The sequence below is a fragment of the Novosphingobium pentaromativorans US6-1 genome, from assembly GCF_000767465.1.
GTDB classification, from domain to species: domain Bacteria; phylum Pseudomonadota; class Alphaproteobacteria; order Sphingomonadales; family Sphingomonadaceae; genus Novosphingobium; species Novosphingobium pentaromativorans.
Window position 1 is genome coordinate 116,091 of record NZ_CP009293.1, and the last position, 19,623, is coordinate 135,713.

The following is a 19,623-nucleotide window of genomic DNA, read 5'->3' on the forward strand; positions in this document are numbered from 1 at the left end:
AACATACCTATTGTCGGCCGGCTGCCCGTTCATGTCCGGGACGAGCGGTTTAAGGTTGCTTCGGTGACAGGTCTGCTCGCAGCTTCGACAGCCGAAAGCCAGTCGCACGATGCTTCGTTGTAGATTTAGTCGTCATTGCTGTCAGTCATGAGAGTGTGCTGCCTTTGGGATCGGTTGATGGGTCGGCGATGGCCGCCGCGAGTTGGAGAGCTTCGGTGAAGCTAGCCCTGTGAGTGACCTGGCGGCCATTCAATCCCAGGGAATGACGCCTGAGCATGTCAAGCGGCTGGGCCTGAGTGCCGGAGAAAATGATATGCGTGCCTGCGGCACAAGCTTGAGTTACGATTTGCTCGAGCGCGGCCGCACCGCTCGCATCCAGGAGCGGCACGCGCCGCATGCGCAAGATGACCGCCTTTGGTGTAGGTCCGACCCGTCGCAAGATATCCAACAGTTCGTCCGCGACGCCGAAAAAGAGCGGGCCTTCGATACGGAAGACCTCGACCCCCCTGGGCAGCCCATCCCGCTGGCCGACGTCCTCGCGCTCGTCCTCCATGTCGCCAGAGAGTTCGTCAAGGCCGCCCGCGATGGCCACCGTTCGACTCATGCGCATCATGAACAGTAGCGAGGCCAGCGTCACACCGACACCGATCGCCACCGTCAGGTCCACCAGCACGGTAAGGGCGAAGGTCAGCAGGAGCAGCGCGCGGTCGCCGCCGGGCATGCGCAGCAAGCGCATGAAACGCTCGTGCTCGCTCATGCCCCAGGCGACCACGAACAGGATCGCAGCGAGCGCGGCCAGCGGCACATAGGCCATAAGGCCTGAAGCGAGCAGCATGAACAGCAGCAGAAAGATCGCATGGAGCATGCCGGCCACGGGGGTGAGCGCGCCGGCTTTGATGTTGGTCGCGGTGCGCGCGAGCGCGCCGGTAGCGGGCAGGCCGCCGAACAGGGCGGAGGCCATGTTGGCGACGCCCTGACCGACCAGTTCCTGGTTTGAACGGTGGCGCGAACCAATCATGCCGTCCGCGACCACCGCCGACAGAAGTGCTTCAATTCCAGCGAGGAACGCGATGGTGAAAGCGCTCGGCATCACCGCCTGCAGTTTTGCCCACGATATATCCGGCAAGGAGGGCGCTGGAAGGCCGGTAGGCAGGTCGGGGAAACGCGAGCCGATGGTTTCGACCGGAAGTTGGAGAAGCGTCGCCACGAACGAAGCGGCGATCACCGCGATCAGGAAGCCCGGCAGGCGCGGTGCCGAGCGCCGCAGCGCGAGAATCAGCAGAAACGATGCGACGCCCAGCACCAGCGCTTCCCATTGCACCGAGCCGAGCGCCGAGAAATAGGCTTGCCACTTGGCAATGAAGTCGGCGGGCAGCTTGTCGATTGAGAGGCCGAGGAAGTCCTTGACCTGGCTGGAGGCGATGATGACCGCAATACCGGCGGTAAAACCGGTGATCACCGGATGCGGGATATAGCGGATCAGACTGCCGAGCTTCGCGTAACCGGCGGCGATCAGCATAAGCCCGGCCGTCAGCGTCGCGAGCACGAGCCCATCATAGCCGTGCTGGGCGATGACGTTGAACACGACGACAACAAACGCGCCGGTGGGGCCGCCGACCTGGACGCGCGAGCCGCCAAGCGCAGAAATGAGAAATCCCGCCACCACAGCGGTGGCGAGCCCCTTGTCGGGTGACGCGCCGCTGGCGATCGCGAGCGCCATGGCAAGCGGCAACGCGACGATGGCGACGGTCAGACCCGCCACGGCGTCGCGGCGCAGCCTGTCCACGCCATAGCCTTCGCGCAAAACAGTGATCAGCTTGGGCGTTAAGGCAAAGCGCCGGGCATCAACCGGCATGACTAGTGCCCGCCGGCTCCTCGATCTGGTCGAACAGGACCGACAGGACACGTTTCGGGCTTTTGCCCGTGACGCTTTCCTTCAAGCGAACCCCGCGCCCCGCGCCGCTGCTCGGGGCATTCTCGCCGATGATCTCGATGCCCGCCGCTTCGAGTGCATTGATCACCTTGACCAGCGTGTCAACGACACTGCGCACCTGACCGTCGGACGCTTCCATACGCTGAATGGTCGGCAGCGACACGCCGGCCAAGGCGGCTAGCTGGCGCTGGTCCAGCCCAAGAAGGGCGCGGGCGGCCCGCATCTGCTGTGACGTGATCATTGGACCTCATGATGTATAAAACATCAAATTACAATCTTACATCTCACATATGCTATATGCTACCGGACTGTCACGGTATTTTCGTCGCTGTGCGACTCACGGTTCAAGGAGTTCAGCCATGCCCAACCTCTTCGCGCGCACCGTGCTGGCCGGAGTCAACGGCCATGCGCGCGCTCTCCATAACCTGGGCACGGCGCAGCTCATTGAAGAGGCGGTGCGGAATGCCGAAGGGCTGCTGTCTAGGGACGGCCCCTTCGTGGTCGCGACGGGCAAGCACACCGGCCGTTCGGCCAAGGACAAGTTCATCGTACGCGACGCCGAGACGACAGGCACCGTCTGGTGGGGTAAGACCAATGCGCCGATGACGCCAGAGCATTTCGCGAACCTGCGCGTGGACTTCATCAAGGCGCTCGAAGGCCTGGACAAGCTCTATGTCGCCGATCTCTTCGGCGGCTCGCAGCCTGAGCATCGCGTCAATGTGCGGGTGATCACTGAGCTCGCCTGGCACAGCCTGTTCGTGCGCACGCTGCTGGTGCGCCCGACCGCCGCTGATCTGGAGGGATTCTCGCCCGAATATACCATTATCGACCTGCCCAGCTTCCGGGCCGATCCCGCGCGGCACGGCACGCGCACCGAGACGGTGGTTGCGGTAAACCTCAGCGAAAAGCTGATCCTGATCGGCGGCACTGCTTATGCCGGTGAGATGAAGAAGAGCGTGTTTGGCATCCTTAATTACCTGCTCCCGGTGAAGGGCGTGATGCCGATGCACTGCTCGGCCAATATTGGCCCGGGCGGCGACACTGCGGTCTTTTTCGGCCTGTCGGGTACCGGCAAGACGACGCTATCGGCAGACGCCAGCCGCACGCTCATCGGTGATGATGAGCATGGCTGGTCAGACACCGCCGTCTTTAATTTCGAGGGCGGCTGCTATGCCAAGATGATCCGTCTGTCGGAAGAGGCAGAGCCGGAAATCTTCGCCACAACAAGACGCTTTGGCACGATTCTGGAAAATGTCGCGATCGATCCCGACACCCGTACGATCGACCTTGATGATGCCTCGCTCGCCGAGAACAGCCGCGGTTCCTATCCGATCGACTTCATCCCCAACGCGAGCAAAAGGAATCTCGGTCCTTTACCGAAGAACGTCATTTTCCTGACCGCCGATGCCTATGGCGTGCTGCCGCCGATCGCCCGGCTCACGCCCGACCAGGCGATGTACCATTTCCTGTCAGGCTATACCGCCCGCGTCGCCGGCACCGAGATCGGCGTGACGGAACCGGAAGCGACCTTTTCGACATGCTTTGGCGCTCCATTCATGCCGCGCCATCCATCCGTCTACGGAAACCTCCTCAAGGAGCGGATCGCAAAGGGGAACGTCAAATGCTGGCTGGTCAACACCGGTTGGTCTGGCGGCAAGGCGACAATGGAGGGCATCAAGCGTATGCCGATCAAGGCGACGCGCGCCCTGCTGAACGCGGCGCTCGACGGCAGCCTTAATGACGCCGAGTTCCGGGAGGATCCCAACTTCGGGTTCGAGGTTCCGGTTGCCGTGCCGGGCGTCGATTCCAGGCTGCTCGACCCGCGCGGCGCTTGGGCCGATCCGGTGGAGTATGACAAGACCGCCCAGGATCTGGTTGCCAAGTTCGTCGACAATTTTGCCCAGTTCGAGAGCCATGTCGACGAAAGCGTGCGCAAGGCTGCGCCGGCGGCCAGCGTCGATGCCTGACGAAGGCACTAAAGTCGCATCGACGGCTGCGCATGGAGGAGAAACGGCCGGAACAGTCTCAGTCTCGCTTTCCGCGCTCGAAGCGTTCAGGCGCGGCGCGCTTGGACGCTGTCCGCGTTGCGGCGGAGCCAAGCTCTTCCCAATATTCCTCAAGCCGATCGCACGGTGCGACACATGCGGTCAGGACTGGACGCCCCAGCAGGCAGACGATTTCCCAGCCTATGTTGCGATCTTCGTCACGGGACATCTGCTTGCCCCGCTGATCATTGTGCTGGTCAAGGATGCGAACCTGTCTGTCGGGGTGCTGACGGCGGTCATTCTGCCGTTCGCGATCGTCATGATGATGGCTCTCATCCAGCCGGCCAAGGGCGCCATCATCGCTATACAGTGGTGGTTTTCCATGCACGGCTTCGAGCGTTCGCCGGTTACGCGGGACTAATGCGCAATTATTTCTGACGCCCATCCCAACCCCGAAAGTCATCTTGTCGTTAGTGTGCATCACCCAATCTTGGGTCGATAATCCTCCATGGCTCAACCCCAAATCTGCGCCTCCGTTCCTACCGACGAAGGCTATGGCGTGCGCGCACCGATCAATATGCGGGATTATAAGGAGGCAGGGCTGCGCCAAGGTGGAAACAAGCTGGATCAAAGACGTGACCATGCGGGCTTCACCCTGGATCATGGGCCTTGAAGCTACTTTCGGGCAGGGCGGCGGCACACACTCCTCTTCAGGTCCGCTGGATGATCAGGTAGCTCAAATAAGCGATATAGGCACCTACGAAGAAACCTCCCTCCAGGCGGGAGATTTTCCGTCCGCTGATGAAGACGGGAATGCAGAGCAACGCGACCGCGAGCATGACAGGAATATCGATGCGGATCAGATGTGCGGTGACAACGACACCGCCTGCCGGAAACAAGCATATGACGCCCAGGATCACGAGGATGTTGTAAACGCTGCTACCGATCAAATTGCCGATCGCGATGTCACGCTCGCCGCGGATCGTGGAGATGATCGTTGTCACGAGTTCGGGCGCGGACGTTCCGATGGCGACGATCGTCAAGCCGATGAAGGCGTCCGAGACATGCCAGAGGCGGGCCAGCGCGATCGCGCCATCCACGAGCCAGTCTGCCCCTGCGACAATTACGATCAGGCCGGCGGCCAGCATGATCATTTCGGTGAGCGCCTGGCGGTTGACCAGGCGCCGGGGGCCGAACTCGCGGGCAAATTCGAGTTTGACCTTCATCGTTTCGCGGCGGGCGATTCGGATGACGGCGAGCGTAAAGACAGCGCCCATTGTCACGAGCACAAACCCTTCCAAGCGCGAAAGCACGCCGTCCCACGCAAAGGCAAGGAGTGTCGCCGACGCGACGACGATGACCGGTAATTCCAGTCGCAGGGTCTGCATCTGGATGGTGAGCGGTTGCAGCGCTGCGCTGAGGCCGAGGATAAGGAGGATGTTGACGGTATTAGTGCCTGCTATGTTGCCGACCGCGAGAGAACCATTGCCTTGAATAGCCGCATCGATCCCGACTGCGAGTTCAGGCGTGCTGGTTCCAAGGGCGACAACGGTAAGGCCGATTAGCAAAGGCGGTATGCCGAGTCTTGCAGCGAGCGCCGAACCTCCTCGCACGACCAGTTCGGCGCCGCCAATAAGAGCCGCGAGCCCGGCAAGTCCCCAGACGAATGCGAGGGTCATCCAGGGCTAGGTCTTACGCTTGGCCGGATCAGGCACGAGGAGGACGTCGCCGGGGACTGCATCGATGATCTTGCGGGCCGTGCTGCCGATAAGGGCTTCATAGATGAAGCCGCCGCCATGCGTCCCCACCACAGTGAGATGGCGCCGCGATTTCTCGGCATAGTCTCGCAGGAGCGCTTCGGGGGAACCATGCTCGACCACGCGGTTTACCTGCTGAGCGGCGGTGGTAGAAAGTCCGGCTTCCGCGAGAAACTTGTCGGCGGCGTCCTTGCCGAAGTCCTCGAACTGCCGTTCGACTTCGGACCGGCCGAGATAGCCGGCGAAAGGGACGTCATCGGCGTGGAAGAGCGAGAGGGCCGCGTCTGGGAACATCCGAACAGCCCATTCGAGCGCTACGCGTGAGGATTGTGAAAAGTCGGTTGTGACCAGCATGCTCTTGTAGGGTTCGAAGGCACGATCTCGGACAATCAAGATCGGAATGGTCGATTTGCGGATAAGCCGTTCGACAGTATCCCCCAGGAAAACGCGGGCAAGCAGTTCGTCGCGGGCCACCCCAGTCACGATCAAACCCGGGCCGGCTTGTTTCGCAGCGGTGAGCACGACCTCGGCGGGCGACCCTGTCTCGACCTGGACCGTAATGTCAGCGGACGGATTTTCGCGGATAAGGTCCCGGTAGATGTGATCGCGGGCTGCCCGGATGGGATCGGGAGGACGTCGCCACGAGGGAACATCGTCGGGGCGGCCAAACAGCGTCGCATTCTCCGGCGGAGCAAGGGCATGGATGACCATGAGTTCGGCTTGCCATGCCGTGGCCAGCAGTAAGGAGCGATCGAGGGCACGATCACAACGGTGACTGAGGTCGGTCGCGAGCGCGATGCGCTTGGGGAATCGGTCTTTAGTCATGTCGTCGTCCTTCTATCCGTTGAGTTCAGTGAACCAGCCGAAGCGCCGCATGACGTGCTTCTCAGCTTCCAGCAGGAGCAACAGCGCGAGGCCGATCATGAAGAGCAGTATGCAGTCCGCCATACTGATCGGTCGGGAGTCAAAGATCGCGTTCATAAAGGGGGCGTAGGTGAAGAGAGCTTGGCCAACGAGCAGGATGCAGATCGCGATCAACACCGGCGGCGTTCCGAGCGCCCCGCGCCAGGTCAACGAGGTCATGTGCAGGTAGCGGACGTTGAAGAGGTAGAAGATCTCCGCGACGATGAACATGTTCACGACCATCGTGCGGGCGACCTCGAGGCTGCGTCCCTGCCCAAGCATATAAAAGAAGAGCCCAAGGGTGATCCCAGCAAAAAGCAGCGAGACAAGGACGACGCGCCAAAGCAGAAAGGGCGAAAGCAAAGGCGCACCGCGCTTCCTGGGCCTGCGGGCCATCGCCCCCGGTTCGGTGGGCTCGAATGCCAGAACGAGGCCGAGGGTGGCGGCGAGGACGAGATTGACCCAGAGGATCTGCGTGGCCGTCATCGGAAGCGCGAAACCGAGCAGGATCGCCAGAACGACGGCCAGGGTTTCTCCGCCATTGGTGGGGATCTCCCAGGAGATGACCTTGCGGATATTGTCGTGGACCGTGCGGCCTTCGCGGACCGCGCTCACGATCGAAGCGAAGTTGTCGTCGAGAAGCACCATTGAGGCCGCTTCCTTGGAGGCTTCGGTCCCCTTGATACCCATGGCGACGCCGACGTCGGCCTGCTTCAGCGAGGGGGCATCGTTCACGCCGTCGCCCGTCATCGCCACGATCGCTCCTTGTGCCTGTAGCGCGCGCACGATCCGGAGCTTGTGCTCCGGACTGGTCCGCGCGAATACCGACACTTCCGCGACCGCCGTCTCGAGTTCTGCGTCCGAAAGCTTTTCCAGTTCGAGACCTATCAGCACCTGCGGGTCGTCGGTGAGGTTCAATTGCCGGGCTATGGCGAGGGCAGTCGCTGCATGATCGCCGGTGATCATTTTGACGGCGATGCCGGCGGAACGGCATTCGGCGATGGCATCCCGAACTTCCACGCGGGGCGGGTCGATGAAGCCGACCAGACCCAGGAGCTGCACGTCGGTCCCCACATCGTCGAATGAAATCCGCTCGCTGCCCGTTGGCATTTCCTTCGCACCAAAAGCAAGGACGCGCTCGCCGTGATTTGCGGCCGCAGTTATGGCGCCTTCCCAATAGGCCAATTCATTGGGTGACGTCATCGCGAAGAGCGCCTCGGGCGCACCCTTCACAAACATGACCGCCCTGTCATCCAGGCCACGGCAAAGTGTCGCCATGAACCGATGCCCGGCGTCAAAGGGAATCTCATCGAGCCGTTCCCATTCCGCGCGCGCTCGCTCGGGATCGACTGCTGCCTTCATCGCCAAGGCAAAGAGCGCGCCTTCCATTGGATCCCCCTCGACGCGCCATTCGTCACTAAGCTTGTGCAGCGAGGCGTCATTGCAGAGCAATCCGCAGCGGATTAGCGGCATCGCGTTCGCCATCGCCTCGGTCTGGTCGCCCGGCCCGTCGATCGTGATATGGCCCTCGGGGACATAGCCGGACCCGGTAGCCAGCATGGTATGGCGCGCGGTAATGATCCGGCGCGCTGTCATCTCGTTGCGGGTAAGCGTGCCGGTCTTGTCGGTGCAGATCACCGACGTCGCACCGAGCGTTTCGACGGCAGGCAGTTTGCGGATGACGGCATTGCGCCCCGCCATCCGCCGAACGCCTATCGCGAGTGTGATGGTTATGACAGCCGGCAGGCCCTCCGGCACGATACCTACGGCGAGCGCGACCACGGCGATCAGAGCGTTGATCCAGTCGTAGCTTCTGAAGAGGACGGCAAAGGCGAAGAGCGCCAGACCACCGGCCAGCACAAACCAGGTAAAGCGACGTGCGAAATGATCGATCTGCTTCAGAAGCGGGGTCGCGGTCTGCTCGACGGACTGGATCAGCGAGCTGATACGACCGATCTGGGTATGCGTCCCGGTGGCGACGGCTATGCCATGTGCCTGGCCTGCAGCAGCCAAAGTGCCGGAGAATGCCATGTTCTGCCGATCGGCAAGTTCGGTCTCCACGGGCAGCACTGCTTCATGCTTTTCTGCAGCTACCGATTCACCGGTGAGGAGAGCCTCGTCGATGAGAAGCCGCCGCGCATGGAGAAGCCTGAGGTCCGCCGGGACACGGTCGCCGGCCTCTATCAACACGAAATCGCCAGGCACGATCTCCGCAACCGCGATTGTCTGCCGGATGCCGTCTCGGACAACGCTCGCTTTCGGCGCGATCAGCTGCTGGATCGCTTCTAGAGCCTGTTCAGCCTTTCCCTCCTGAATGTGCCCGATAATGGCATTGACGATCACGACAGCGACGATGACAGCGGCATCGACCACTTGGTCGAGCAGCGCCGCGGCAAGTGCTCCGGCCAGCAGGACATAGATTAGCGTGTTGTTGAACTGCGCGAGAAAGCGCAGCAGCGGATTGCGGCGTGCGGCCTTGGGGAGCGCATTGGGTCCGAAACAGCTTGCCTGACGGTCGACTTCGTCGCTCGAGAGACCGGTGAGGCCAATGCCGAGGAGCGAACCGATCTCGTCGCCGGCCAATGCATGCCAGTCCGCTTCTTCCAAATCGACGGGTCCCGACATGGGGCCTCCTTGTGTGTTCTGGGCGACGGGATAAGCACGGGGCACGCCGCGCGGGGAGTCGCCGTTCAGATCCCGCTGTGCGCTTCAGTGTCGTTGCTTTTGGTCGACAATGCCTGCTGGACGAATATGCAAACGTAGGCCCGCGCTTGTTGTGAGCTTCGTTTCGTCCACCTGCCGGGTCAATTGCTCGCGGAAGTAGGAAAACATCGCGAAACCTCCGACGATATCGGGGCAGCGCGAGCCGGCAAATCCGCTCAATGGCTCATAAGAATGGGTAGCGGCGCGCCATCGATCAGATCGTGGGTAACCCCGCCAAGGAACAGTTCGCGCAGGCGCGAATGCGCCGACGCACCGATCGCGAGCAGATCGGCATGGTGGCGCCGTGCGAAATCGACCAGAATTTCGGACTCGTTCTGCCCTACGGAAGACAGCGCGTGAACGGTCACCTCGAACCCGTGACGGCTCAGGTTACGAGCGATATCGGCGCCTGGCTCCGATCCATGACCAGTGGTGCTTGGCTTGGCGTCGACGAGGAGGACATCGATCTTTGCGCCCGGTTGCGCGAGTTGCAGCGCATCGCCCAACGCCCGCGTGGACTCCCGGGTCGCATTCCATCCAATTGCGAGATGCGTGAACGGGTGGGGTTTCCATTGTGGCGGGAGGACGATCACCGGCCGTCCCGAGGACAGCGTGATATTCTCGAAAAGCCGTCGGCGAAGAGACTTATCGGCATAGGCGTCCGCTGGCCCGAACAGGACCAGGTCGGCGTAGCGTGCCTGGACCGGTGCTTTGTCCAGTACCGAGCCAGTACCATCGCTCAAAGTCCGCACTTCGAAGCCGTCGCGCTCGCCGATTTTGGTTACCTTTGCTTGCTTTGCCTTGACCGCCTCGAGATAGTCCGAAAAGAGGAAATAGGGCTGCGCGTAGGCCAGGGCATAGTTGGGTGTTTGGATTGCGGATAGGATCGCGACAGTCAGATGCGCTTCGTGATAACGCGCGAATTCGCGCGCATCCTTGAGGAACTGCTCATCTTCATCGCCGATGTCGATGATCGCCAACACATCCTTCACGGTCAGATACTCCTTGCGCACCAATGTCGGCGAGAAGGTCTATCATCCTGCCAAGCGATGCATTTGTGGAATATACGTATCAAGGCTGGTTGCGAGGATTCCGTCCCGCCTGTGCTGCCAGCCGCTGGCTACGCTCACACAGGTTTGTGAAGTGGAAGAAGACAGCCAGGGCAAGCCAAAGAGTTTTGGATCGGGCAACCAGAGCGCCTGGCCTCCGCTTATGGCGGGTCAGTTTGTGTAGGCATGACGACAACTCACGTCTGACGCTCGATACCAATGACTTGAGGCAGAACGCGACGGTCCCTCAACGCGAAGCGCTTGAGCAGTTCGGAAGAGAAAAGGTAGCCGAGAACGAGCAGTCCTATGCTGGCGAACACGGCGCCGCTGGGTAAGGCAAAGCCAAGGATACCTGACCACGGCAGCAGCACGAGTGAACTTGCGGCGGCAAGCCCGGCCAAAGCCGCCACCGTCATAACGATATGCGGCCGGCCGATCCATGCCGGCCGCGCGGTGCGGATGATGAAGACCACGAGGATTTGCGTTGCCATCGATTCGATGAACCAAGCGGCGCGGAACTCGGCAACGCCTGCATGGAAGACCTGGGTCAACAGGAAGAAGGTTGCGATGTCGAATAGGGATGAGAGGGGACCCATGATCGCTGTAAACCGGACGAGGCCGGGCATATCCCAGCCGTGCGGACGGGCGAGGTCGCCAGCGTCAGCGTTGTCGAACGGAATGCCGATCTGCGACATGTCGTAGATGAGGTTGTTGAGCAACACCTGGACGGCGGTTAGCGGGAGGAAAGGCAGCCAGAGCGAGGCCACCGCCATGGTCAGCATATTCCCGAAATTCGAGCTGGTCCCCATCCTGATATATTTCATGATGTTCGCATAAGTGCGCCGTCCCTCCGCGACGCCCTTCGCGAGTACGCCAAGATCCGCGGCGAGCAGGATCATGTCAGCGGCCTCGCGTGCGACATCCGTCGCACCTTCGACCGATACGCCGACATCTGCGGCGTGAATCGCGGGCGCGTCGTTGATCCCGTCACCGATGAACCCGACTGTATGGCCTCTTGCTTGCAGCGCGCGGACAATTCGCGTCTTTTGATCCGGCGTGACTCGGGCGAATAGGTCGACATCATCGACCCGCGCCGCGAGGGCCGGATCGTTGAGCTTGGCGATTTCTTCGCCCGTCAGCACGCCTTCCACGGGGAGAGCAAGGACGGACACCAGATGTTGCACGACAGGCGCGGCGTCGCCCGAAACCACCTTGATACGAATGCCGGCAGCCTCGAGTCTTGCGACAGTCGCTGTTGCGCTCGGCTTGGGCGGATCAACAAACACGCAGTAGCCAGCAAAAATCAGATCGTCATCACAGTCCGAGCCAATGCGCTCGGCACTGTCGGCCGGTTTCCAAGCCACTGCCAGCAGCCGCAACCCTTGCGCCGCGCGATGACCCTCGATCTGGACGAGACTTGTCCGCATGCCGTCGTCCAGAGGCACTATTGCACCCGAACGATCCTGAGCATGGGCGCACAGGGCGAGAAGCGCCTCGGGCGCTCCCTTGACGATTTCGATCCGCCCGTTGGAGTTTTCCGCCAGAACCGAAACCCGCCGCCGCTCGAAGTCGAACGGCCTTTCGTCGATCTTCCGCCAGGCATCCATCGGCGGGCCGGTCATATGGTGAAGCAGGGCCTCGTCGAGAGGACTCTTCAAGCCGGTTTCGAACCGAGCGTTGACCGCAGCGAGTTCCGCAACCCGGTCATCATCCTCCCCGTCGATCCCGGGGTATCCAACGAGGGCAATCTTCGCTTCGGTGAGTGTGCCGGTCTTGTCAGTGCACAAAATGTCCATTTGACCGAGGTCATGGATCGCCGATAGTCGCTTCACGACCACCTTCGCCCTTGCCATCCGCTGGGCACCGCGCGCGAGCGAGACGGTCATGATCATAGGCAGGAGCTCAGGGGTGAGGCCAACCGCGAGCGCCATGGCGAACAGGAAAGTCTGAAGGGGAGGGCGGCCTAAAGCCAGATGGGTCAACAGGACGAAAAGAACCAGGAACAAGGTCATCCGCAAAATGAGGATGCCGAGCCTATGGATGCCACGCTCGAAGGCTGTTGGAGGTTGGGCACTCGCGAGCGAGCCCGCGATCGCACCAAAGCGCGTGCGTTGTCCGGTCGCGACAACAAGCATTGTCGCGGTTCCGCCGATGACCGATGTGCCATGAAACAGTGCATTGTGGGCATCGGCCATTTCGGACGCAGAAGCGGCCGGATCGGCGTGCTTCTCGGCCGGATAAGGTTCGCCGGTGAGCATGGCCTCGTTCAGTTGTGCGCCGTTGGCGCTCAGCACCAAGCCGTCTGCGGGAACGAGATCGCCTGCCGACAACGTCACGACGTCGCCAGCGACGATGTCGCGCACCGGCAGATCGGTGGCCTGGCCATCGCGCAGTACCGTGGCCCGAAGCGCAATGGACCGCTTCAATGCTTCGGCGGTTGCTTCCGCGCGGTGCTCCTGCAGCATGTCCAGGGCGGTCGACAGCAGCACGACGAGGACAATGATCGCAAAGCTTGCAAGATCGCCCGTGGCGCCGGCGATCCCGGCGGCAACGAGCAGGATCGCTACGAGCGGGTTGGCGAGGCGGCGGAGAAGATCCGCCACGAGATGGCGGCGTTGACCCTCGGCAATCTGGTTCGGTCCGTCGCGTTCGAAGCGCTCGGTCGCCTCGGCTGTCGACAATCCAGCGGCCGTTGCGCCGAGACGATCGCACGTGTCGGTAAGCGAAGCATGCCAGAATGCGGGCTCTTCACTCATAAAGTCGATCTAGCGGGGATGGTCTGAGCAGATCACGGTTGTTCGTGATCGGACTGCCGGGAATGGCTTTACCAATTCGTTCGGTAAGCGCATCGCAATGCCCATGTTCGTTGTAGCCACATCGATTTCGAGGATCGAGCAAATTGCCGACGATGGATCGGGTGGCATCGAGGCGGTTGGCCGCTCAGGCCTTCATATCGAGGACGACGCGGCCCTCGATCAGACCCTTGTGCATGCGTTCGAACACAGTGTTGATCTCCGACAGCCGTGCCGTCTCCACCGTCGCTTGAACCTTGCCCTGCGCCGCAAAATCGATGGATTCCTGTAGGTCGAGCCGTGTCCCCACGATGGAGCCGCGCACGGTGATGCCGTTCAGCACCATGCCGAAGATGTTGAGCGGGAAATCTCCGGGCGGCAGGCCGTTGAGCGCGACCGTGCCGCCGCGGGCGACGACGCCAACGGCCTGCGCGAAGGCATTCTCGCTGACCGCCGTCACGAGTGCGCCGTTCACGCCCCCGCCGGTTTCGCGTTTGATGACCTCGGCCGGGTTTTCGTTTCGTGCATTGACGGTGATGGTTGCGCCGAGCCGCCTGGCAAGATCGAGCTTGGCGTCATCGATGTCGATCGCCGCCACATTCAAACCCATGGCCTTGGCATATTGCACAGCCATGTGGCCCAGCCCACCGATGCCGCTGATCGCGACATAGTCGCCGGGCTTGGTGTCGGTCATCTTCAGTCCCTTGTAGACCGTGACGCCGGCGCACAGAATCGGGGCGATCTCGATGAAGCTGATGCTGCCCGGCAGATGGCCGACATAATTTGGGTCGGCGACCACATAGTCGGCAAAGCCGCCGTTGACCGAATAGCCGGTATTGAGTTGGGTTTCACACAGCGTCTCCCAGCCGCCCAGGCAATGCACACAATGGCCGCAGGCGGTGTAGAGCCAAGGAACGCCTACCCGGTCACCCTCCTTGACATGGGTCACGCCTGCGCCAACCTGTGACACGAAGCCCACGCCTTCATGGCCGGGAATGAAAGGCGGATTGGGCTTTACGGGCCAATCGCCTTCGGCTGCGTGCAGATCGGTGTGGCAAACGCCTGAGGCCTGGATGGCGACCTGGATCTGGCCTGGACCGGCTTGGGGTACGGGCACCTCGTCGATCGTAAGCGGCTCGCCGAATTGGCGGACAACGGCTGCCTTCATGGTCTTGGGCATTGGGTGTTCCTTTTGGAGCGGATGGCTCCCTCATCGAGCGGCGAGGGCATACCTTCAGTGGCCTAGAATAAGCGGCAGTTTGCTGGTGCTCAGCATTCGGCGTATAGCGCCCCCGAACAGGGCTTCGACGAGGCAGAGGAAGTGCCGGGCGGCAAACAGGTTGCGCAGATCGTCGATCGTCTCATGCAGCGTGACGTCGGTGACTGTATGTGAAGCTTTCTGCATGGCGCACCTCTGATGACGCTGCATCTTTTCCGCGAACGCAGCGGAGTGAGTATCCGCAATGATACTTAAAACGGGCGGAGCCGACGCATCGATCCGCGGCGCCGCGACGATTTGAGAACGCCCTAACTGATGTTCATTTCGAGGTCCGTAAACTTACGGAATGCCGCTCATGTGCGTGGCGCTAAGACTGCGTCGCGACGGGCTCCGGGCAGTAAAAGGCGACTTTGCCCTGCGCTTGCCGCGTCGATTTATCCATCAATCGGCCGCTCAACCTAATGTCGAAACGTTCCGAGCGTTCAAAGACTTACGGAGAAGCATCATGTCCAAGGATCGTCATCTTCAGGAAAGCGTTCTCGCCGAGTTGACCTGGGAGCCCAGCGTCACCGCAGCCCATATCGGAGTCGCGGCTGATAATGGCGTGGTCACGCTGAGCGGCCACGTTACCAGTGTCGCCGAAAAGCATGCAGCGGAAGGTGCTGCCCGCAGGGTGAAGGGCGTCAAGGCCGTGGTCGAGGAAATCGAGGTTCGGCTGCCCGCCCATGCGAAGCGCCCGGACGAGGAAATCGCGGCAGCAGCGGTTCATCGACTCGCGTGGGATGTCTCTCTTCCGCGCGATGCCATCAAGGCGCAGGTCGAAAAGGGATGGATTACGCTGACCGGCGAGGTCGACTGGCACTACCAGAAAGACAATGCCTCGCAGGCACTCCTGCGCCTGAATGGCGTGAGCGGCATTTCCAATAAGGTCGCGATCAAGCGCAAGGTCGACGTGAACAATATCAGCGACGAGATCATGCATGCGCTGCATCGGTCGTGGTTTTTCGATCCGAAGACCGTCACGGTCAGCGCGGATGATGGCAAGGTCGTTCTGGCAGGGACGGTTACGTCGCCCCATGACAGGCAGGTGGCTGCTGCAACCGCCTGGGCCGCACCCGGCGTGACCGATGTCCGCAACGAAATCACGGTCGCCTAATTCCTCAAAGCGGCTCGGTCGTCAGTGCGTGTCCGATCATGGGTAGCCGGGCCGGCCGGGAGCCGGCCCGGACAAAGCTATGGAACGAGGACGGCCGCGCCTTCGAACCGTCCTGCTCTAAGGTCGCTCAGCGCCTGATTGGCCTGATCGAGAGCATAGCGGTTCGCACGCGTGACGATGCCGATCCTCGGCGCCAGCCCGAGGAAGTCGAGACCATCCTGGCGCGTCAGGTTGGCGACCGACATTATCTGCCGTTCTCCCCACAACAGGTCATAGGGGAAGCCTGGTATCTCGCTCATGTGAATGCCGGCGCACACGACGCGTCCGCCTTTGCGCAGTGCTTTGAGGGCAGCAGGAACAAGCTCGCCGGAGGTCGCATAGATGATGGCCGCGTCAAGAGGCTCGGGCGGCTGTTCGTCGGAGCCGCCTGCCCAGGTGACACCGAGGGATCTGGCGAACGCCTGGGTGGTGACATCCCCGGGGCGGGTGAAAGCAAAAACGGAACGGCCCTGCCATCGCGCCACCTGCGCGACGATATGCGCGGCAGCGCCAAACCCGTAGAGCCCGACCCGATGCCCTTCGCCGGCCATGACGAGCGAGCGCCAGCCGATCAGGCCGGCGCACAGAAGAGGGGCCAGTGACATGTCATCATCTGTCTTGCCGAGTGGAAAGGCGTAGCGCGCGTCGGCGATCGCCGACGTCGCGAACCCACCATCGCGCGTGAAACCGGTGAAAAGGGGGTGGTCGCAAAGGTTTTCCCGCCCCGCCATGCAATAGGAACAGGCTCCGCAACTATGCCCAAGCCAGGGAATCCCGACCCGGTCTCCCAATCCCAGTCCTCGTACGCCCTCACCGAGCGCATCGATGCGGCCGACGATTTCATGACAGGGAATGATGGGAAGGACGGGGTTGGGTAGATCGCCATCGACAACATGGAGATCGGTCCGGCAGACAGCGCATGCGGAGACTTTGACGCGGATCTCTCCCGGTCCCGGCGAGCGTCCGGAAGGTCGGTCCAGACGAGGGGCCGACCAAGTTCGTTCAGCACCATCGCCTGCATGTTGATGTCAGACCTTTGCCAGCTTTGTTATTAATGGGAGAGGAGGGCGCACCGGTTGGCGGCCAGAAGAAGATCGGCGGTGACTCCACCCATCACCCATTCGCGCAGACGGCTATGGCCGTAGGCGCCCGCCACGATCACGTCGGCGGACTGCTCCTGCGCAACGGCTTCGATCGCGGACGCATCGTCACCTGTGGCGCGCACCACAAGCGGTACAGCCGCGATACCGTGGCGCTTGAACCAGTCCGCGACATCGTCGAGTCGCTTGCCCGCCTGCGCCGTATCGTCTTCCGAGGCGATCTCGACGAGCGTGACGTGCGATGCCATTTCCAGCAGGGGCAGGGCGTCGAGCGTTGCCCGCCTCGCCTCCCGGCTATCCTTCCACGCAATCATCACCCGGTCAGGTGTGAGCCTGGTCGCGCCGGCGGGCACAACAAGAACCGGCCGACCGGCGCGGATGATCAAGTCACCCATATCGACGTTTCGCGTCCGATCGAGCAGAGAGCCGCCCCGGTCCGGTTTTGAGATCAGGAGATCCGCGCTGCGGACCTCTTCGCCGATGTAGTCGGCGATCGATGCGCTGGTAATCGCAAACCGCCAGTCGAGATCGGTCACTCTGTCGCCGAGCACCGCCCGGAATTCCGTTTCAGCTGCGGCGGCCTCCTGCTGAATCTCCGCGCGATTTTGGTCCAGCACCGCGCCGGATATGAAGCCGTCGCCATAGACATATTGGATCGGCTGGCATGCGGCGATGCCGATTACGCTCGCCTGAAACCGCTCGGCGAGGTCGCCGGTGATCGTCAGCAGATCGGCATTCGATTTGCCGAGCTCGAGGTGGACCATCATCGTAGCATAGCTCATCGGGGTATCTCCTGTAATCATCTCCGGCCTCTGCCCGCGTTCGCGTATTACCGGGCCGGCATAACCAATGGATACGCACTAAATCTAAGCCGCCCGCCCAAAGCCAAATATCGGGTGATATACTTATCTCCGCGCTGGCCACGTGATCGTGAGCGGCTGAGCTGTTGTACGCTGCGACTGCCATCCGGCTGGAGCATTGATGGTAAACAAGTTCGACTGCACTCAATGACTCATACTTCGTGGGTGCGCGATCCCAGGATGCGGCGGGCGGTGGCCGCCATCTCCCTGAGCGGACCTGTTGCCGAAATGCATTGCCACTGCCCCAGATCGCCAATCGTCAGATCGCCCTGTGCCTTTGCAACGGCGGCATCGGCATCCGATGCGTCGGCACCGCGCCCTTCGACTCGACGCAGTCGGGTATCTGACGCCGCTTCAAGCCACAGCCCGCTGAAGGGCACATCGGCTCGTTCGGCGACCGCCTCGATTCCAATTCGATGGGAGCGCTGCGCGAACACTGCATCCACAACGACGGACTGCCCGCAGGACAAGGCAGCTAGGCCCAGCTTGTCAGCGCAGTCATAGACCAATTCGGCTGCCCGATCAGAATAGCTGCCCCGAGGCAGCCTCTCCTCGGGCGGAAGCCCGGCAAGACGCTTACGCAGAACGTCATTGCGAAGGATCCGTGCTCCCGGTGCGCGCCCGATGCCTCCGCCCAGCACACGTGCCAAGCTGGATTTGCCCGTTCCAGACAATCCGCCGATAGCAACCAGTCGCGGTCGCGCGGGCCGAAGGAGAGCGAGCGCCAGATCGAGATAGCTGCGGGCATTGTCGACCGTCGATCGCTCAGCGCCGGCACGCATCGCCTGCGCAGCAAGCACATGGGCCCGTATCGCGGCACGCACTGATAGGAAGAGCGGCATCAGCGCAATGCCACCTTCATCTTCGCCTGACACATCCAGATAGCGATTGAAGACGAGATTGGCTTCGGTGCGCAGGTTACGGTGCCAAAGGTCCATCAACAGGAAGGCGAGGTCGTAGAGGACATCGATCGTGGCGAGCTCGGTGCTGAATTCGAGGCAGTCGAACAGCGTGGGCCTGTCCTCGATGAGAGCGATGTTGGCGAGGTGAAGATCGCCATGGGCGTGGCGCACGCGGCCCCGTGCACCGCGAGCATCGAGTAACGACGCCATCTCCGCTGTCAGATCGAGCAGTTGCTTGCCGAGGAGGCTGGATTGCTCGGGATCGAGGATATCAGGGCAACTCGCCATACTGTCGACATTGCCTTGGACCACGCTGCGAAAGCGGGCCGAGCCAGTGTCGGCTGCAAAGACTTCGGCTGCAGCATGGAAGGCGGTAATCTGATCGGCGAGCGCCATCAGCATTCGCTCATCGAGATGCCCATGGACGGCCTTCTCGTTGAGCAACGCATCGTCGGGAAAGCGCTGCATCTCGAGAATCCAGTCGATCGAATCTCCGAGGCCTCCGATTTCGAGGTGGCCATCAGGGCTTTGGCTGATGGGATGCACGGCACGATAGAGTTGCGGCGCTGTCCGCCGGTTGAGGCGCAGTTCGGTTTCAAGGGCGTCGCGCCGTCGCTGGGGCGTAGAGAAGTCGAGATAGCCGAACGTCACAGCACGTTTGATCTTCCACGCCCGATCCGCTTCGAGAAATATGCTGGCGCAGTGGGTGTCGATGCGCCGGGGGATTTCGCGGCTGTCGAAAGCCTCGCCGCTCTCGAGGAAGGCGATAATATCTTTCTGGGCGTCTTGGCAGGGCGCTCCTGATCGCTTTGCCGCCATGTGGTCAGATCCGGCCCGGGGCGCGGAGAACACGGTGGGCAAGACTCCCACCGAACACGCCATCCGCGCAATCCTTCCGGCACGAGCATCGACTGGCACCAATGGGATCAGGCAAACAGAGCATGCTCACCTGTTTCCTCAATCGGCTCGGGTATGACCAGCTGGTCATGGTCCTGATGAAAATGGTGCGGGTGTGGAAGGCGCGGAATGTGTGGGTAGAAAGTATCGACCACCGCGGTCCACCAGAGAGTGTAAAACGTCATCGGCGCTGCCAAAAACCGTTGAGCGACGAGGATCGGTTCCAACGCGGACAGAGCCTCCGACTGCCGCGGCACTTCCAGTGCAGGTCCATGAGCCATTTGAATTTCCTATGCCGAATCGGGCCAAAGATTAGGGCTGGGCCAGA

Annotated in this window: 15 protein-coding genes and 1 pseudogene; 3 read left to right on the plus strand and 13 right to left on the minus strand. The window is 61.7% G+C overall.

The window, feature by feature from the left end; genetic code table 11:
* Positions 1-145: 145 nt before the first annotated feature.
* Together JI59_RS22495 and JI59_RS22500 are read right to left on the minus strand one after the other, a co-directional pair.
* On the minus strand, positions 146-1,855 hold the full coding sequence (locus JI59_RS22495) for a SulP family inorganic anion transporter (RefSeq protein WP_007015689.1): 1,710 nt from the start codon (positions 1,853-1,855) through the stop codon (positions 146-148).
* Entirely contained in the window at positions 1,845-2,174 is a 330-nt protein-coding gene (locus tag JI59_RS22500; protein ID WP_007015688.1) for a helix-turn-helix domain-containing protein, read from the minus strand. Before JI59_RS22500 ends, JI59_RS22495 begins: the two co-directional genes overlap by 11 nt.
* Positions 2,175-2,292: 118 nt before the next feature.
* Between JI59_RS22500 and JI59_RS22505 the strand changes: the two genes are divergently transcribed.
* Together JI59_RS22505 and JI59_RS22510 are read left to right on the plus strand one after the other, a co-directional pair.
* Entirely contained in the window at positions 2,293-3,900 is a 1,608-nt protein-coding gene (locus tag JI59_RS22505) for a phosphoenolpyruvate carboxykinase (protein ID WP_007015687.1), read from the plus strand.
* Positions 3,893-4,339, plus strand: coding sequence for a DUF983 domain-containing protein (locus JI59_RS22510; protein WP_052118042.1), 447 nt, complete (start codon positions 3,893-3,895; stop codon positions 4,337-4,339). Before JI59_RS22505 ends, JI59_RS22510 begins: the two co-directional genes overlap by 8 nt.
* Before the next feature lie 289 nt (positions 4,340-4,628).
* On the opposite strand, the gene JI59_RS22515 is transcribed toward JI59_RS22510, so the two are convergent.
* The 7 genes from JI59_RS22515 to JI59_RS27195 form a co-directional block, all read right to left on the minus strand.
* Positions 4,629-5,597, minus strand: a complete 969-nt coding sequence (locus tag JI59_RS22515; protein ID WP_007015685.1) for a calcium/sodium antiporter — start codon at positions 5,595-5,597, stop codon at positions 4,629-4,631.
* A gap of 6 nt (positions 5,598-5,603) precedes the next feature.
* Positions 5,604-6,500, minus strand: a complete 897-nt coding sequence (locus JI59_RS22520) for a universal stress protein (protein WP_007015684.1) — start codon at positions 6,498-6,500, stop codon at positions 5,604-5,606.
* Positions 6,501-6,512: 12 nt separating this feature from the next.
* Complete coding sequence (locus tag JI59_RS22525) at positions 6,513-9,203, minus strand: HAD-IC family P-type ATPase (protein WP_007015683.1); 2,691 nt, start codon at positions 9,201-9,203, stop codon at positions 6,513-6,515.
* 254 nt (positions 9,204-9,457) lie between these two features.
* Positions 9,458-10,294 (minus strand): universal stress protein, encoded by an 837-nt coding sequence (locus JI59_RS22530; RefSeq protein WP_007015681.1) that lies wholly within the window; start codon positions 10,292-10,294, stop codon positions 9,458-9,460.
* Between the two features lie 233 nt (positions 10,295-10,527).
* Complete coding sequence (gene mgtA, locus JI59_RS22535; protein ID WP_007015680.1) at positions 10,528-13,086, minus strand: magnesium-translocating P-type ATPase; 2,559 nt, start codon at positions 13,084-13,086, stop codon at positions 10,528-10,530.
* A gap of 184 nt (positions 13,087-13,270) precedes the next feature.
* On the minus strand, positions 13,271-14,302 hold the full coding sequence (gene adhP, locus JI59_RS22540) for an alcohol dehydrogenase AdhP (protein ID WP_007015679.1): 1,032 nt from the start codon (positions 14,300-14,302) through the stop codon (positions 13,271-13,273).
* A 54-nt stretch (positions 14,303-14,356) separates the two neighbouring features.
* Entirely contained in the window at positions 14,357-14,527 is a 171-nt protein-coding gene (locus tag JI59_RS27195) for a hypothetical protein (RefSeq protein WP_007015678.1), read from the minus strand.
* A 169-nt stretch (positions 14,528-14,696) separates the two neighbouring features.
* Here JI59_RS27195 and JI59_RS22550 point away from each other — a divergent pair, with 169 nt between their 5' ends.
* A complete protein-coding gene (locus JI59_RS22550; RefSeq protein ID WP_238532660.1) occupies positions 14,697-15,497 on the plus strand; it encodes a BON domain-containing protein in 801 nt (266 codons plus the stop codon).
* Positions 15,498-15,574: 77 nt separating this feature from the next.
* Here JI59_RS22550 and JI59_RS22555 read toward each other — a convergent pair.
* The 4 genes and pseudogenes from JI59_RS22555 to JI59_RS22570 all read right to left on the minus strand — a co-directional run bounded on the left by JI59_RS22555 (position 15,575) and on the right by JI59_RS22570 (position 19,576).
* Positions 15,575-16,557 (minus strand): annotated as a pseudogene (locus JI59_RS22555) (zinc-dependent alcohol dehydrogenase family protein).
* 30 nt (positions 16,558-16,587) lie between these two features.
* Positions 16,588-17,418, minus strand: a complete 831-nt coding sequence (locus tag JI59_RS22560) for a universal stress protein (RefSeq protein WP_007015675.1) — start codon at positions 17,416-17,418, stop codon at positions 16,588-16,590.
* Positions 17,419-17,648: 230 nt separating this feature from the next.
* Positions 17,649-19,268: a bifunctional aminoglycoside phosphotransferase/ATP-binding protein gene (locus JI59_RS22565; protein ID WP_239000644.1), complete on the minus strand. Its 1,620-nt coding sequence runs from the start codon at positions 19,266-19,268 to the stop codon at positions 17,649-17,651.
* 56 nt (positions 19,269-19,324) lie between these two features.
* Positions 19,325-19,576, minus strand: a complete 252-nt coding sequence (locus tag JI59_RS22570) for a hypothetical protein (RefSeq protein WP_039858768.1) — start codon at positions 19,574-19,576, stop codon at positions 19,325-19,327.
* Positions 19,577-19,623: the final 47 nt, after the last annotated feature.

Coding starts and splice junctions, on each gene's coding strand:
- JI59_RS22525 (WP_007015683.1), bottom strand. CDS start 9,203: ATGTCGGGACCCGTCGATTTGGAAGAAGCGGACTGGCATGCATTGGCC.
- JI59_RS22520 (WP_007015684.1), bottom strand. CDS start 6,500: ATGACTAAAGACCGATTCCCCAAGCGCATCGCGCTCGCGACCGACCTC.
- JI59_RS22505 (WP_007015687.1), top strand. CDS start 2,293: ATGCCCAACCTCTTCGCGCGCACCGTGCTGGCCGGAGTCAACGGCCAT.
- JI59_RS22570 (WP_039858768.1), bottom strand. CDS start 19,576: ATGGCTCATGGACCTGCACTGGAAGTGCCGCGGCAGTCGGAGGCTCTG.
- JI59_RS22515 (WP_007015685.1), bottom strand. CDS start 5,597: ATGACCCTCGCATTCGTCTGGGGACTTGCCGGGCTCGCGGCTCTTATT.
- mgtA (WP_007015680.1), bottom strand. CDS start 13,086: ATGAGTGAAGAGCCCGCATTCTGGCATGCTTCGCTTACCGACACGTGC.
- JI59_RS22550 (WP_238532660.1), top strand. CDS start 14,697: ATGTGCGTGGCGCTAAGACTGCGTCGCGACGGGCTCCGGGCAGTAAAA.
- JI59_RS22510 (WP_052118042.1), top strand. CDS start 3,893: ATGCCTGACGAAGGCACTAAAGTCGCATCGACGGCTGCGCATGGAGGA.
- adhP (WP_007015679.1), bottom strand. CDS start 14,302: ATGCCCAAGACCATGAAGGCAGCCGTTGTCCGCCAATTCGGCGAGCCG.
- JI59_RS27195 (WP_007015678.1), bottom strand. CDS start 14,527: ATGCAGAAAGCTTCACATACAGTCACCGACGTCACGCTGCATGAGACG.
- JI59_RS22560 (WP_007015675.1), bottom strand. CDS start 17,418: ATGAGCTATGCTACGATGATGGTCCACCTCGAGCTCGGCAAATCGAAT.
- JI59_RS22495 (WP_007015689.1), bottom strand. CDS start 1,855: ATGCCGGTTGATGCCCGGCGCTTTGCCTTAACGCCCAAGCTGATCACT.
- JI59_RS22500 (WP_007015688.1), bottom strand. CDS start 2,174: ATGATCACGTCACAGCAGATGCGGGCCGCCCGCGCCCTTCTTGGGCTG.